This is a genomic window from Thermogutta sp. (genome assembly GCF_039793925.1).
GTDB lineage: Bacteria > Planctomycetota > Planctomycetia > Pirellulales > Thermoguttaceae > Thermogutta.
In genome coordinates this window covers 1-15,393 of sequence record NZ_JBAMME010000375.1, presented here as the reverse complement: position 1 = coordinate 15,393, position 15,393 = coordinate 1, and the positions used below count along the sequence as shown (strand labels likewise).

At 57.0% G+C, this 15,393-nt stretch carries 13 protein-coding genes and 1 pseudogene; 8 read left to right on the top strand and 6 right to left on the bottom strand.

Going from position 1 to position 15,393, the window contains the following annotated elements; translation table 11 throughout:
* The first annotated feature begins 131 nt into the window (after positions 1–131).
* Entirely contained in the window at positions 132–1,148 is a 1,017-nt protein-coding gene (locus tag ABJK56_RS20300; RefSeq protein WP_347246513.1) for an NAD-dependent epimerase/dehydratase family protein, read from the top strand.
* Between the two features lie 43 nt (positions 1,149–1,191).
* On the opposite strand, the gene ABJK56_RS20295 is transcribed toward ABJK56_RS20300, so the two are convergent.
* From ABJK56_RS20295 to ABJK56_RS20285, 3 genes are all read right to left on the bottom strand, one after another.
* Positions 1,192–1,524 (bottom strand): PilZ domain-containing protein, encoded by a 333-nt coding sequence (locus tag ABJK56_RS20295; RefSeq protein WP_347246512.1) that lies wholly within the window; start codon positions 1,522–1,524, stop codon positions 1,192–1,194.
* Between the two features lie 202 nt (positions 1,525–1,726).
* Positions 1,727–2,875, bottom strand: a complete 1,149-nt coding sequence (locus tag ABJK56_RS20290) for a GTPase (RefSeq protein WP_347246511.1) — start codon at positions 2,873–2,875, stop codon at positions 1,727–1,729.
* A 504-nt stretch (positions 2,876–3,379) separates the two neighbouring features.
* The gene (locus ABJK56_RS20285) at positions 3,380–3,829 is read right to left on the bottom strand and encodes a hypothetical protein (RefSeq protein ID WP_347246514.1); all 450 of its coding nucleotides are present in this window, start codon (positions 3,827–3,829) and stop codon (positions 3,380–3,382) included.
* Between the two features lie 47 nt (positions 3,830–3,876).
* On the opposite strand from ABJK56_RS20285, the pseudogene ABJK56_RS20280 reads away from it, so the two are divergent.
* A pseudogene (locus ABJK56_RS20280) lies at positions 3,877–4,062 on the top strand (SHD1 domain-containing protein); the annotation flags it as partial.
* Positions 4,063–4,548: 486 nt separating this feature from the next.
* On the opposite strand, the gene rimI reads toward ABJK56_RS20280, so the two are convergent.
* Complete coding sequence (gene rimI / locus ABJK56_RS20275; protein WP_347246510.1) at positions 4,549–5,064, bottom strand: ribosomal protein S18-alanine N-acetyltransferase; 516 nt, start codon at positions 5,062–5,064, stop codon at positions 4,549–4,551.
* A 191-nt stretch (positions 5,065–5,255) separates the two neighbouring features.
* Positions 5,256–5,858 carry a sigma-70 family RNA polymerase sigma factor gene (locus ABJK56_RS20270; protein WP_347246509.1) on the bottom strand — a complete coding sequence of 201 codons (603 nt, stop codon included), beginning with the start codon at positions 5,856–5,858 and terminating at the stop codon, positions 5,256–5,258.
* Between the two features lie 256 nt (positions 5,859–6,114).
* Here ABJK56_RS20270 and ABJK56_RS20265 point away from each other — a divergent pair, with 256 nt between their 5' ends.
* From ABJK56_RS20265 to ABJK56_RS20250, 4 genes are all read left to right on the top strand, one after another.
* Positions 6,115–6,906 (top strand): ABC transporter ATP-binding protein, encoded by a 792-nt coding sequence (locus tag ABJK56_RS20265; RefSeq protein ID WP_347246508.1) that lies wholly within the window; start codon positions 6,115–6,117, stop codon positions 6,904–6,906.
* Positions 6,903–7,904 carry an iron ABC transporter permease gene (locus ABJK56_RS20260; protein WP_347246507.1) on the top strand — a complete coding sequence of 334 codons (1,002 nt, stop codon included), beginning with the start codon at positions 6,903–6,905 and terminating at the stop codon, positions 7,902–7,904. Before ABJK56_RS20265 ends, ABJK56_RS20260 begins: the two co-directional genes overlap by 4 nt.
* Positions 7,905–8,058: 154 nt before the next feature.
* Complete coding sequence (locus ABJK56_RS20255) at positions 8,059–9,063, top strand: aldo/keto reductase (RefSeq protein ID WP_347246506.1); 1,005 nt, start codon at positions 8,059–8,061, stop codon at positions 9,061–9,063.
* Positions 9,064–9,138: 75 nt separating this feature from the next.
* Positions 9,139–11,454, top strand: coding sequence for a DUF5060 domain-containing protein (locus tag ABJK56_RS20250; protein WP_347246505.1), 2,316 nt, complete (start codon positions 9,139–9,141; stop codon positions 11,452–11,454).
* Here ABJK56_RS20250 and ABJK56_RS20245 read toward each other — a convergent pair.
* Positions 11,451–12,527: a hypothetical protein gene (locus tag ABJK56_RS20245; RefSeq protein ID WP_347246504.1), complete on the bottom strand. Its 1,077-nt coding sequence runs from the start codon at positions 12,525–12,527 to the stop codon at positions 11,451–11,453. The two genes, ABJK56_RS20250 and ABJK56_RS20245, sit on opposite strands and share 4 nt — an antisense overlap.
* A 758-nt stretch (positions 12,528–13,285) precedes the next feature.
* On the opposite strand from ABJK56_RS20245, the gene pgk reads away from it, so the two are divergent.
* Together pgk and ABJK56_RS20235 are read left to right on the top strand one after the other, a co-directional pair.
* The gene (gene pgk, locus ABJK56_RS20240; RefSeq protein WP_347246503.1) at positions 13,286–14,680 is read left to right on the top strand and encodes a phosphoglycerate kinase; all 1,395 of its coding nucleotides are present in this window, start codon (positions 13,286–13,288) and stop codon (positions 14,678–14,680) included.
* 516 nt (positions 14,681–15,196) lie between these two features.
* The coding region (locus ABJK56_RS20235; protein ID WP_347246502.1) for a hypothetical protein at positions 15,197–15,393 on the top strand (197 nt) is incomplete at its 3' end.

Here is a 15,393-nt window from a genome sequence, read left to right as displayed (position 1 = left end):
CTCTAATTCCCCGGCCGTCTGCAGGGCGAGGCCACTCTCAGCGAACGAATGCGTTAAAATAGCGTCAATCGTCGCTGGTCATTCCGAACCTCGGCATTGTATCAACTGTTAACGACTCTGCAGGTAAGAAAATGGCGAAGGTTTTCATCACAGGTGGAACGGGATTCGTAGGCTATCACCTGGTGAAAGCACTCTCCGAACGAGGTCACGAAGTCGTGTGCCTCGTCCGACCGACGTCTCGCACTGCTCCCCTGGAACCTTTCGGTGTCCGGTTTCACCCAGGCAAGTTGCACGATGTGGAAAGCTTAGTCCCGGCGTTGAAAGGCGTCCAGATCGTTTACCATCTGGCGGGAACGACAAAAGCTCTCAAAGTCGATCAGTTTTTCCAGGTTAACGAAAAGGGGACCGAAAGCTTACTAGAAGCCTGTCGTCGCGTTTCTCCACCTCCGGTAGTAGTGATCGTCTCGACCCTGGCAGCAGCAGGTCCGGTCAAAAAGGCTGAAGAACCCCACCGCGAGGGCGAACCATCGTGCCCGGTCTCGTGGTATGGGAAAAGCAAGCGGGCGGGGGAACTGGTCGCCGAGAAATATGCGGGTGAAATCCCCATTACGATTGTTCGTCCACCCATCATTCTGGGGGAATGGGACAAAGATGGGCTAGAAATGTTCAGGCCGATTGCTCGGACAGGCGTGCATCTGGTGCCGGGTTACCGCCGCAAGTATTATTCTGTGGTCTACGCGGGCGACCTCGCTGAACTCCTGGTAACCGCCGCAGAACAGGGGGAACGCCTGCCCGCGCCGAGCACCCTGCCCAATAAAGGCCAAGGTTACTACTATGCGGCTTTCGACGAATGTCCCTCTTACGGCGAGCTGGGCAAGCTTATGGGAAAGGCACTTCGACGACGGACCTTCGTCATTCCGGTGGCACCCCCAGTCGTGTGGACGGTGGCACTCCTGGGGGAGCTAACAGCCCATTTGAGGCGGCGACCGGTCGTCTTCCATCTGGACAAAGCCCGCGAGGCACTCGCCGGCTCGTGGATTTGTTCGGCGCAAAAAGCGCGACAGCAGCTTGGTTTCTCCACTCCCAAGAGCTTGATTGAACGACTGGAACAAACTGTCGAATGGTACCGTCGTGAGAAGTGGCTCTAAGGCGCCCGACGAAACCCAGCGGCAAATCCACGGAACCCGCGGCTCAACCCAATCTTGAGGAGGAATTCAACCGACTTAGGAACCGGCAACCGACGAGAAAGCGACCTTTGTCGTGGTTTTCCAGCTCCCGGACGTACACCACCTGGGCCATCAGATAGATGCACTTATGGTTATCGCTCACGAGCGCCATCAACTCGGTGAAGTCAGGTCGTTCGTTGAGATAGAAGGAGAATCCGCCACGCGAGATGTCCCGGCATCGCACGGGAAAGAAATCCCCCGGATCCGGTTTCTTATTGTCGGTCACCGGTGCAATCCGCTGAATTGCTTCGAAGGCGAAACGTGGTGTCCGACGCCTCTGTACAATGCTCTCGTCCATGGCCGGCGATTGCGCTCTTGGGAATCCACAATGCGACTTCTGTAAGAATCTAGCATACCATCTCCCGGCGAAGCGGCATCTTAAGAAAATTTTTTCTTCTTTCTAATCACGTGGTTGAACTCGGTGTTGTCGATACGGATTTGACGGTTGTTCATGGGCTTCCTTCGGAAGCGGACATTCTGTCTCGTGCAGATTCCCGATATTAAGGGTTTCCAAGAGGAGACGATTTCAGCTTCAAACTTTGCAGAGCCTTCACGGCCATTGATCTGTTTCGCGTCTCCACGGCGGCAAGCGCTTCTTTGAGACGAGCCACTTGGTCCGGCGTGAAAGGAATCGCCTCGCCGGGCGGAGGTGGTTCAGGCACCAGTTTCTGGGAGAGCGCTTTTAATAGCACGGGACGATCTTCTCCAATTCGGGTCGAGAGGTACAACCCCTCGCACCATGCCCCAGGTCCAGGTGGCAGGTCCCGCTTGTTCAAAATGACCACCGCCTCGGGCCATGCCTCTCGAAGGCGCGCATAGTCTGCCGTCCATTCGGTGCTTCGGTCGAGCACGAGAAGGACGAGATCTGCGTCGCTCGCTGTTCTACGAGTCCGAGCAATGGCCTCCGCTTCCAGCTCATCCTGGGGTGGACGCAGTCCCGCTGTGTCGTACAGCTCCACCGGCCAACCCTCGACGACTGTCGCTGCCGCCACAAAGTCGCGGGTCGTTCCCGGAGTGGGATCCACGATCGCCCTTCGGTATCCCACCAGCCAGTTGAGGATACTGCTTTTTCCCGCATTGGGCGGGCCAACCAACACGACTTTATATGGCCGCGTCAGATGGAGCCCCACCCTTTCCCAGGAAAGCAACCGGTGCAGAATATCCGCCGCTTCCTGCCAATTGCCCTCGATGAGGGCGTTCTCTACTTTGTCGATCATCCTGGAAAACGATCCCCCGTACTGGTCGAGCAGAATCGATGTGACAGTCCAGGTGGGGGCGTCAGCCAAGGCCAATCGTGCGGCCGCCCTGATGGCATCTTCCTCTGTCCGGTAAATCCACTGCTCCCATGTTTCGCGATGGAATCCAAACGTCTCGAATTTCGCGGTAATCGTCTCAACAAGGAGCGGGTTGCCGTGACAATGCAGCTCGGCAGTCTCGCTATTCACCACTCGAAGGATCACTTCCTCATACAGACCATCTCCCACCGGGAACCGCACCAGCACAGGCCTCGGTAACACTTCGAATCGAAATTTGTTGCCCGACCGTCGCAGGAGTTGCTTCTCCAGGACGTCTTTGACAGCGGAGCCTTCCAGTCGGATGGTGGCCAGTGCTGCGCGGCCAGGAGGTGTCAACACAATCACACGGTTCATGGAAACGTTCTTCACTGAGAGTTCCTCAGTCGGCCCGGGTAAGTGCTCAGTTATGACACATTCACTGCGAGAGGTCCATTGTCCCGGATGTCACTTTCGTGAGCAGACACATCGTCGCGGGGGAAAGCGATTATTTGAAATCGGCCATTCGGTTAACTATATTCTTCAAGAGAGCACATTTCCCAGCGTTTTCCAGTTTCCCCCACAGCGCAAGCCAAGCTTCGAACGTTAAGTTATTGCCGTGTCCCGTGTCGAGTGTCGCTAATGTGTCTCAGTTGTTACAGGAGGGAAGGTCCATGGCGAAGAAAGTTTTGTTTGTAACGGCCGCGATCGTCTCCTTTGGACTCGCGGCTAACGCGTACGCATGCAAGTGGTGGTCGCGCCTTTGTGTACGTCACCATTGCTATCAACCGGCTGCCTGCTGTGCTCCGGTTCCGGAATGCGAAGAGGCCGCGCCCGGCTGCGAGGCTCCGGCTGCTGTAACCGAGGAAGCTCCGGCTCCCCCTACACCTTCGCCGGGAGAGACCAAACCTGAAGCTCCCGCGGTAGCCCCTGCTCCGGTTCCGCAAGCCAAACCGGAGGAAAAACCGGCCCAACCGGCTCAACAACCCGCCCCGCCGACACCACCGGCGCCACCCGCACCCATGCCGGAAGAGAAACCCGCGGCTCCGGCCGCGCCAGCTCAGGTAGCTCCGCCCGCTCCTGCTCCGCAGCCTGCTCCCATCCCACCGGCGTCTGCCCCGGAGGCAAAACCGGAACAGCCGGCCAATCCACCCGCAGCGCCCGCCTCCGAAGCGGCTCCGGCGCAGCCGGCCGCACCGGCGCCGGCTCAGCCACCCGCTCCCCCGGCCCCAGCTGCGGAAGAAAAGCCTGCCCAACCGGCCGAGCAGCCTGCCGCGCCACCCGCACCAGCGCCGCAACAACCCGCAGCTCCGCCGGCTCCCGAGGCCGCACCGCCTGCTGCTCCTCCGGCTCCAGCCCCGACCACTCAAAGCTCTTATCGAATTTGGACCGATGACACCGGTCGGTACCACGTCGTGGCCCGGTTCGTAGAGACTTTGGAAGGTGGCCGTGTCATCCGGCTACTCCAACCCAATGGGCAGTACGTTCGCGTGGCGTTCGAGCGGCTGTCTCGTGACGATCAAACCTACGTGCTGAGCACACTGGGTGAACTCGCCCAAAAATGAACACCGGTCGGTGCTGAAAGTGGGCCGGGTGCGGAAGCAAGCACACGCTGCACCCAAGAACAGCGCCTGCGCGTGGATCTTCCACTGAGAAAACCGGCGACCGTAACGCCAGTTTGAAAGTCGATAGCAGCCCAAGACGGGAGCAACGGCTCCCGTCTTCCGTTTTCGCGGGGTTACGCTCTCGGCCGAGCCTGAACCACAGTAACGACCGCGACAAAAGGCCAGGGACCGTTTGAGACCAAAACTCGCAAGGGGCGCACCGCGCGTATCTGTTCGTAATGTTCCCGCGCAGGAACCAACCTCACAGGTTCTCTTTTCAAAATTGATGGATCGGTTTCCGACCACGGAGCTCAACAAGCGGGACTCTCCAGGGCCGAACTGTTCCCCCTTCCACGATCCACCGTGAAAAGGTGGTTTCAGCCCCTCCATGAGCCCCACGAGCGCCCCGGAGGGAAAGACCTTAGGGACTCCTCTCAGTGAGGAACCTCAAGCGAAATATCGGGCGATCCGGTTTTTGCTCTGGTTTGAGGGGGCCTGGGAAATCTCATACGCCATCAGATAAGCGTCCTCCACGGTATCCGCGTAAAAGTTTCGCAGAATCCTGGACGCCCGAAAACCAAGCGAGCGGAAAAAGAGCTGGGCCACTAGGTTTGTTTCGCGAACCTCGAGCAAAATCTGATGGCGGCGATGTGGCGAGAGCTTGTTGATCAAACGCTCCACAAGCGCGCGACCGATCCCTTTCCGTCGCCAGGCTGGATCAACAGCCAGCGTGAGCACATGGAAATGATTAGGAGCCATTTCGTAGATCATGTAGCCCACGACCTGATTCTGGACCTCGGCCACTACGGCAATGCAATGAGGTTGATGCGTACAGGAGAGAAAATCGGATTTCGACCAGGGAAACTCGAAGCTTTCCTCCTCGATCTTAAGAACAGTGGGCAAATCTTCCTTCAGCATCCACCGAATGACAGGTCGAGTTGCCACGCGGAAATCAGTACTCATGGCAAACGTTCCTTGTCAGCCAGAGTAAGGGGGGAAAGGAGGAACTGTCCCTCTGCCGCCTTCCGCGACTGCCCTCCGTTTTGCGTCACAGTCCAATAGGCTATCAGAACTCAGACAAGTTGCCAAGAGAGCTTTTTTGGTCGGAAAATCTTGAAACGATTCAAAAAATTCGAGGAGGCCACGGGAGGGGTTCAACCCCACGAAAAGCCCGCCAAACTTCGCAATTTTTTACGCAAGCGACTCAATCGCGCTCGCAAGGGTCCGGGCTTGCACCCGAGTTTGCGTGCAATCTCCACGATCGGCAGCCCTTCCAGTTGCATTCGGAACAGATTTTGTTCTTCGGGAGTCAGCTTATCCAGCAATTGGCTCAAAAGCTCTTCATTTTCCCACTGCTCGGCCGGTACGTCGGGAGCCGACCACCGCGTCTGTTCGAGCGTGTCCTCTCCCAATCGGACCACCGGTTGCCGCCGCTGACGTCGCCAGTAAAGAGCCACTTTCCGTCGAATGACAGTAGCCGCCAGAGCAACGAGCTGCTCCGGCGAGTCCAAATTATACAATCCTGCTCGCAGGCCGGGGATCAACATCCGCTTCATCGATTGCACTAAATCCAGGGTATCCACCTGGGAACGCAGCAGCGGCCCGAGGGCAACACGCGCTATGATTTGGAACTTTGGCTCGCAGTATTCGAGGAGTTTGGCAAGGGCTTCGTCGTCTCCCTCGGCTGCCCGCTCCACCCAATCGCGGAATGGTGAGCGGGGGCTGGGTGACGAAGCATGAGAAATCACGTCTGCCATAGCCGAGGATTCCGACGCTCGCATACGGAGCCTGCTGAATTCAGCACCATCCGACGCATTTCCGCTTTCAGGCGCGGGCCGGAAAATAAGAATGCGTCAGTCGCGCCGCCGCTTTTTTCATTATAATCGAAATGTCGCGGCTTCCGGCAGCAGAGGTGCCGCGGCCCCGAAACTTCTGCAATTCGCTGAAACAGCATCCAAATCTTCGTGGAATTCCGATCAGATCTTGAAGACCCCGTTTTCTCGAGTTCGAGCAATGGCACTTCTGACGGTCCGCAGTCTTTCTTTCGATATTGCTGAACAAACAATCCTTGAGGATATTTCCTTCGAACTGGATCAAGGTGAATTTGTGTCCGTCGTCGGACCTAATGGGGCAGGCAAGACGACGCTCCTGCGATGCCTAGCACTCGTTTATCGAAATTGGCGGGGAGAAATCCTCTGGTTGGACCGACCTGCAAAAAGCACCAGCCAACGGGAATGGGCCCGCCTTGTAGCGTATTTGCCCCAGGAAGAACGGATTGATATCCCATACACAGTTGAGGACTTCGTGCTAATGGGGCGTTATCCGCACGGCAGCCCTTTTTCACCGCCCTCCTCCCAGGACATTGCGGCAGTTCGCGAAGCCCTTGAATTGACGGGCACTTGGAATTTTCGGCATCGGGTTGTGCGAACTCTCAGCGGTGGGGAGCGACAACGGGTCATGCTGGCCGCCGTCCTCGCGCAGCAAACTCCCGTCCTGCTTCTTGACGAAGCCACGACATTCCTCGATTTCCACCACCGAGAAGAAGTCCAGAAGCTTCTGCAAAAGATCAATAGACAGCGCCAGGTGGCCATCCTTGCGGTGACGCACGACATCAACACTGCAGCGCTTTTCAGCCGGCGTATTCTGGCCCTGCGTGATGGTCATATCGTGTTTGACGGCCCACCGACAACGTTCATGCGGCAATCTGTTCTTCGGGATGTCTTCGGCGTTCAGCCGCTTCTGGTGACTCATCCCCAGGTGGCTATCCCTGTGATCGTTCCCACGCGGAGCGGAGGTGAGCCGTGAAGCGGGGTCGGTCTGCCCTCGCGATCATTGCCCTGGCAACCCTGGCGGTGCTGGCTGTTGCGCCGCTCATAGGTCCCCGGTGGATTGATCCCCGTATGCTCTGGAAAGCAGACAATGCGCTGGAGGCAAGAATTCTGTGGGATATTCGGATTCCCAGAGTTCTGGTGGGATTTCTCGCCGGGATGGGTCTCGCCGTGGGGGGAACGGCCTATCAGGCCATGTTCCGCAATCCCCTGGCCAGCCCATTCACACTCGGTCTGGCAAGTGGGGCCTCACTGGGAGCGGTCCTGGCCATCCATGTGGGTTGGAACAAACTACTCTGGGGAACACCGGTCGTCACCTTTTGCGCGCTAACAGGGGCCAGTGTCACTCTGGTGGTCGTTTACGGGCTGACTCGATTACGTGCAGAGCTGTCTGTGGCCACCATGCTGCTGGCGGGCGTCGCCATGAGTTTTCTCAACACAAGTTTGATCCTGGTGCTCCAATATGCTGTTGATCCCGTGCGGGCGTTCCACGCTTTCCGCTGGATGCTGGGAGGATTGGAAGGAACGCTGGGTTACCGGGACATCCTTTGGCTGGCGCCTGCGGTGGCAGTGAGTACGCTCGTTTTGTGGGGACTGCGACGTGAACTCAATCTTCTGTCACTCGGCGACGAATGGGCGGCTGCCCGGGGTGTCTCCCTCCGCATGGTGAAAACGCTGATCCTTTTTGTCACCGGTGTGATGGTTGCCTGCATTGTGGCACATTGCGGACCGATTGGTTTCGTCTGTCTGATTGCCCCCCACATCAGCCGTCAACTTGTCGGACCGCAGCACACCCGACTTGTGCCCGCCGCGGCGTTGCTGGGCGGCGCATTTCTGGTGATTAGCGACTCGGTGGCGCGAACCATTCTCGCGCCGGCAGAAATCCCGGTCGGTGTGATCACCGCAATCCTTGGTGGTCCGTTTTTCCTGTGGTTGCTCCTAACGCGTCCCCTTTCCTGGGAATGGGTCCCGTAAAAGCACCCACAGGCCGGCGAGTGTCCTTTCCCGCCCTGGCGTTGTAAAATGCGTATCGGTTCTTCTGGAGACTCCCGGACAACTTTTGGTTGTTCGAGTTCCGTGGCTTAGTGAGTGCTGAATTTCGACCATTTGCAGAGAAAGGGCCTGCGGGATGGAAATGCGATTTCTGGGTGGAACCGGTGTGCGGGTCTCTGTGCTTTGCCTCGGCACGATGACGTTCGGAAAAAACCAATGGCAAATGGGCAACATGACCTTGCCGGAAGTGAAAGAGGCAATCAAGCTTTGCCTCGACGCCGGCGTCAACTTCATCGATACCGCTGACGTGTATTCGTACGGGGAATCGGAAGACCTCCTCGGGCAGGCGATCCAGGGCATCCGCAAGGACCTCATCATTGCCACCAAAGTCCGCATGCGCATGAGCAATAAGCCGAATGATATCGGCCTTTCCCGTCATCACATCCTGGAATCCTGCGACGCAAGCCTTAAACGGCTTCGCACCGATTACATCGATCTGTATCAGGTCCACATTTGGGACCCAGTCACACCGCTGGAAGAGACATTGCGGGCACTGGACGACCTCGTCCGCTGGGGAAAGGTCCGCTACATCGGCGTCTCCAACTACGCCGCATGGCAAATCATGAAAGCCCTGTGGGTATCGGACAAGCACGGATGGGTACGCTTCCAATCGCTGCAAGCGCTGTACAATCTGGCCATCCGCGATATCGAAGTGGAACTGGTCCCCTTGTGCCAGGACCAGAACCTGGGCATTCTACCATGGAGTCCGCTGGCGTTCGGTCTTCTCAGCGGCAAGTACAGACGCGGCGCCCCCATGCCGGAGGGAACGCGGATGCAAGGGCCACTCAAGAATTTCCTGCCCACCGATTGGGATCGCGTCTACAACATCGTGGATGTGCTCGACGAAATCGCCAAGGGACACGGTGTCCCCGTAGCGGCGGTGGCCCTGGCTTGGTTGATCCAAAAGCCTGGGGTCACCTCGGTGATTCTCGGTGCCCGTACTCTCGACCAACTGCGTGAAAACCTCAAAGCGGCCGAAGTCAAACTCTCGGAAGACGAGATGAGACGCCTTGACGAAATCAGTGCCCGGCCGGCGCCGTATCCTCAGTGGATGATCGCCAAAGTGGGACAGGACCGATAAACCAAGTCCCCGAGTCGGACGCACGTTGTCCCGGCGTGGTCGCCGAGCGGAGGAACATTTCCCGGAGGACATACCGTGCGGGGTTACAATCATGCAAGTTGGGTTGCCGTGTTCCACCCTCCATGCCGGGGATTTTCCAGTACGGTCCTCCTCCTATTGACTCTTGCTCTGATAGCGCTTTTCGCACAGAGCGGCCGGTGGGTGGAGTGCAGCGAGCCACGGATGACCCAATCGCCCCAACTCCGTTGGCTCAGCCAGGAAGTGCCGCGATGGCACAAGATCGAAGGACTCATCGATTGGCCCAAAACCTATGCCAATCCGTTTGATCCGGCGGAAGTTACCGTTGATGTTCTGATCACCACACCAGCGGGACAGCAAATGGTGCAACCCGCCTTCTGGATGGAGGATTACGCCTGGCGACAACCTGGAAAACAGCACAGCGGTGAGTGGTTCTATCCTCAAGGGCGTGCAGGCTGGCGCGTCCGCTTTACTCCCACTCAGCCGGGACGGTACACCGCCATCGTGCGAGTAAAAGATGCGGACGGCCAGGCAGAGTCCGCTCCCGTGTTGTTCACCTGCGAAAATGCCCCTGGACATGGATTCCTCCGCATTTCCCGGGAAGACCCACGATTCCTGGCCTTTGACGATGGGACACCTTTCTTTGCAATCGGTCAGAACCTGGCTTTTATCGGGAGCAGCAGCCAGTATTTCACGCTCAGCGGCGCTATTGAGGCATTCCAAAAGCTATCCGCGCACGGGGCCAACTACTTGCGCATCTGGACATGTTGCGAAGATTGGGCGCTGTGCATTGAAGGGAGAAAAAGTGCTTGGAGCCGATCCTGGGCATGGCATCCACCTTGGATTGATCGTCCCGCGACCATCCCTCCGCCCTCCTTTGCCACCTCAACCGTTTTTGCAGGGGTGCTTGGGGAAAAACTCATCCCGATTACAGAAGAACCGTTGCGGCCGGATCCTTCCCATCGCGTGGCAGTGCTTCCCAACACGCGCTACCGCCTTTCCCTAGCAGTGTGGTCATCACGATCGGACGTCGCGCTGACCGTTCGGATTTTCGGTCGAGAGGTACGTTTTCCAATTTCTCAAAGCGAAACGGGAAAATGGTCAATTCTCGCCACTGACGTAACTTCACCTTCGGATGCGGTGTGGTTGGGCCCGCTTGAACTGTTTGTCAGCGGCGCAACGAGCACCCAATCCTCGACCGTTTATCTGGCGGCTATTTCGCTTCGGGATCCCACAACGGACCGAGAACTTCTGTGGGAAGCGGAACCTGGCCGTTCCGTGCTCGGTCGCTACAACCCGGTGGACGCCTTCATGCTTGATCAAATTGTGGCTGCGGCGGAAAAGGAGGGCCTCTATCTGCAGCTCTGCCTTTTGACTCGCGACCTCTACATGCATCGACTGAAGGATCCTTCCTCTGCTCAGTACGCCGAGGCAATTGCTGACGCAAAAAGAACCTTCCGCTATGCGGTGGCGCGTTGGGGGTATTCGCCGCATGTGGCCGCTTGGGAGTACTGGAACGAGATGGATCCGAACTTGCCCACCGACCGCTTTTACGAAGAGCTGGGCCAGTATTTGGATGAGATCGATCCTTACCATCACCTTCGGACAACGAGTACCTGGGGACCATCCCCCAAGGATTGTCGCCATCCGCGGCTTGATATCGCGGAGGTTCACTACTATTTGCGGCCGGTGGATCGCCAGAGGATCCGTGATGAAGTGGCTGCCGTGGTTGACCGCACGGCATTTCTACGAGAGCACGCTCCCCTCAAGCCGGCCATCATCGGAGAATTTGGTCTGGCCGACGACAAATGGCGGGAAGACCCTCAGATGCCGCAGGACAGGGAACTCGTTCACTTCCACAACGCGCTGTGGGCCTCGCTAATGTCGGGGCTTTCAGGAACCACGTTATTCTGGTGGTGGGACCAGCTCGATCGGATGAACGCATATCCTCACTACACGCCGGTCTCCCGATTTGCCCAGGAGATTCCCTTTGGCAGCGAAAAACTTCGCCCAGTCGGGTGGGAAGATGAGAGGTCTGGAATACGGGTCTTGGGATTGGTCGGTCAAAACAAGAGCGCTTTCTGGATCATCCGCCCAAATGGGACGTGGTTGAGCCACGTTCGGGGCGTGGCACCCCCGCGGGAAGAACCTGGGGATGTCTCGCTCCCTGGTCTGACACCCGGAAAATATCGGGTGACATGGTGGGACCCCTGGCTGGGTCAACCCAGCGAAACTGGCACGGTGACCATCTCATCTCTCCAAAACCGGGTGCAAACGCCCAAGTTCACGCGAGATATCGCCGCTGTGGTCCGCGCTTGGGAACAATCAGGGGAGGACTCAGGGACCCGGCTGTGGCCGTCGTCTGCTGATTAACGTCGCACATAATCCGCGGCAAACGACCTTTTGGGCACTTCGACCGGCTGCGGCTGAATGTCGAACGGAATACCGATCAGCGTCTTGGGTTTATATCCGAGTGTGGGAACCCCCGGGATCGGTGGTGCTGGATCGGCTTTGAACGTATTGATGATCGCCACAATCCGGGGGTCGAGCTCGATCTTTCCGTCGGGCCGACGCACGCCGAGGCTGTCGAAACTCCCAACCGTCACGATGCTGGCCCCCCGGTCGTGGAATTCGTAGGCCTCGTATCCTTTTTGGCGGAGAGCTAAAGTCAACTCATGGGCCTTTCTCGCGGCTTCGGCGAGACTTCCGCGGAACTGCTTTTCACCTCGCTCGATGGCCTGAATCTCTTTCTGATCAATGATCACCTCTCCCGTAAAGTGCGCCACCTGGACAGAATACCGTCCAGGACAGTTCAAAAGGTTGTACTCGTACCCTTCGTTGAGCGCGAGAATGAATTTGTCCACTCCTTTGGGAGCGAAGTATTCGTCCGGGAGAAGTGGATTCGTGGTGAGAAATGCATGTCCCATGGGGCCTTTCTGTTTTTTTTCGTTGTCATCGGAAAGGAGCGATTGCTGAATCGTACGGAGCGCGGCGAATGTCCGGTTGGTGGGCTTCTCCGGATTGGGTTCGAGCACATGCGGACGGAAATACTTGATTTTCTGGAGAAGCTCCTGTGCCCGGGGATCATCCACGGACGGAAAATCACCTACGAGAACCGCAACTTCACGAATTGCATCACCCTGCTGATAACGAAACTTTTTCCTCCCATTGAGCTCATCCGTTTTCAGTTCAAACGTTTTTTCATACATGTAAGCGGGGAGTTTGTACCGGCGGCGGAGCTCCAACACCAATTCCCGTGCTTGATCCAGCGCGTGCTCCCCGGAGAAGCTACAGGCCATAATCATCCACGGCCCGTTGTTCTCAGTCACCCAGTAATCTTTGTTGGGATCCGCTTCTACGTTCGAGATTGTGAACAACCGTGGGATCGGCACTGCCGCCCAGGCCGAGGAAACAGATACCCAGAAGCATCCGACCAAGCCCATCATAGGGAGCCACCCAAGAATGCAAGAGCATGCTTTCGTGGTCTGGGGTTGACTGATCGATAAAACTCCCCTCAAGCGTACCATTTCAACCCTCCGAAAAGTCACTTTCCGTTCCGGGCTATAACATGGAATTCGGAAACGTTGTTCCCCAACAGCGCACCTGGGTACGAGACTTTCCCTAGTCGTCTCCTGCAAAACGTTTTCAACCTCAGCTCAGCGGGGCGAGTCTAGCAAAACCACTTGAATGGGGAAAGATGACTTTTTCAGCGATGCAGAACCGCGGAACCACGAACCACAATGTAATTCGGAAAATCGGGGTTAACTCCTGGTGGGCCAAAGCCCGGGCAACCGCGCCCCCAATAGGAGCCGCATTGCTGCTCCGACCCTGTCGCGACTACGCGGCCCGGATAACCCAGGCAATTTGTTTGCGGAGACCAGGCAACAGTATCGCCAATTCCACCTGCCAGAAACGGCAGAGAGGCCTCGCAAATACTCTTTTCGGCAGGTCGGTGCTCGCCGGTACCCAACGCGGGTTCTTAACGATCCCCGCCTTTTTTGGTAACGTAATGGATTACTGACGAAGGGCTGTTGGCAAGGCTAGCGGCCGAAGGGTGTTACGTTTCCCGGGCAATTCCGCAAGGCAGTCCCTGTTTTGCAAACGTGAATTTTCATTCCGGGAACATGCCTTGAGGCGTCCGTTGACTCGCGGACATAAAACCAATTCGAAATCTTGCAACCATTGAGGAAGGAGGAGTGCGAAAATGGCAGTGACCAAGGAAAAAATGGAAGCCTGGCTGCGGCGAATCCTGGGAGTGGACAAACTCAACTTGGGGCTTCTCGATTACATCGCTCGAATTCCCCGGGTAAAAGACCTCACCGATGTCGCGTCAGGCACCCCCGTGCTGGTGCGTGGGGACCTGGATTGCAAGCCCGGAGCGAAGGTTGGTGAAGGTGATATCCGCCTCCGCTCGATGAAGGAAACTCTTGAGATTGGTCGGAGTCGGGGATGGATCCAGGTGATTTTTGGCCACATCGGTCGGGATCCTCAGTTGAGCCTGGACAAAGTGTGCAAGCGTCTGGGGGAAATTCTCGGCTGTGAGATCAAATTTGTTCCCGATTGGTTCGATCCTGCCAATCTCACAATTCGCTCCGAAGTTGTAGAAGCCATCAAGGCGGCCAAGCCCGGCGACTTCATCCTGCTGGAAAACACCCGGAAATACGACATCGAACGGGTTTTGTGGAAGGCCAAGCCCGCGGACATTCCCAATTTGGCCGAGAAACTTGCCAAAGTAGCCAACGAATTTGCCGAGAAAATCGCGCGAGTGTATGTCCATGAGGCATTTTCGGCTGGTAGTTTGGACACATCGTCGGTGGTTGTCCCAGCGGCCATGGATAAGGTAGCCCTGGGCGAGTACGCCTACGGTGAGTTCTCTGGGCCTCTGGCGGACTGCCTCAATGCCCAGCTCGTTATTTCCAGCGGCTTAAAGATCGACAAGCTGGATGATCTGCAGGCAATGATCGATCGTGGCAAAATCCGTTGGGTTTTCACCGCGGGCTCGCTGGCCATGGGACTCATCAAAGCTGCCCACCAGTTGGAGGGCAAAGACTTCTGCATCGGCGTTCAGGAAGATCCTGCTCACAAGGACCAGCCGTATTACATTCCGCCGGAGCGGATTGAACAAGCCAAGAAAATGATCGCGGAAGGTCGGCAAAAAGGCATTCAGTTCGTCATGCCGGTGGATTTCGTCCTCCAAGACGGTCGGGTGGCCACGACCCTGGGGCCGCAGGATCAGCAGTTCGACGTGGGTCCTGCCACGCTGGACCTTTTTGAGCGGAAAATCGGGGAGTTTCTGGAATGGGCCAAAACTCTCCAGGAGCCGGCCATCGCTTTCCATAACGGTGTATTCGGGAAGTTCGAGGATCCCCGCTTTGAGGCCGGTACCAAGCGCTTTATGGCCCAGCTTAAGCGCATGAAAGACGCCGGAGTGCGTGTGTACGTCGGCGGTGGCGAAGGTGGTAAGGCCTTGGAACAGTATGGGCAGCCCGATTGGGTGACACATAACTTCACCGCCGGTGGAACCGTACTCAATGCATTGGGTAGCGAGCCGGTTCCGTTCCTCGTTTCCTTGGAGATGGCCGCTACCAAGTCGTTCTAATGGCAGGCGTACTACGTGCCAGAGGACCTCGCGCCCATACCTGGTAAGGTCTTCTCACTAGATTAGTCTAGCGGATCGTTCAACCCCGTCCTCTGTGGCGGGGTTCTTTTTTGCGAGAATTGGCAAGCCAACCGGGAGGAAAGTTGAAACAGGGAGGCTCGGGACGTTGTAATGGCCATTCCTTTTGAAGCTGCCAGCAGCCAGTTGGATGGAGCAGCGCCAAAGCGGGTTGCAGTCTTCAGGGAACTCAGTACCCTCAAAGTGCGTCGGAAACATTGGATTGCCAGCTTGGGGAACACGCTGAGCCTTTGCGGTCCGGGTACGATTTGGCGGAGCCGCTTGCGTCAACCGATCTAGGGTGGAATAATTCTTCGCGAAGTCATACGTCCGACCGCAAACTGCGCATAAAGTGTGCCTCTTTGTCGTTGTTATGCTGCGAAGTTAACGGCGGAGGTCGCGCAATCGGCTTCTCGTAACGGTCGCTTGAATTCTGGCCATGGGAAAAGGAAGAGAATTATGGGACCATCCCAGAAAAGATGGATCGTGTGTACCTTATTAGCGCTGTTGACCCTTGGTGCAGTTGCTGCCACGTCCGGCCCGTGGTATATCGCGTCGTTGTCGGACGCATTAAAGGGTGAAGAGGTCATGAGACCACGCAACGAAAGTGGGCAAGCACGGCAGTTGTTTAAAGATGGGCAGTTCAAGGAGGCGCT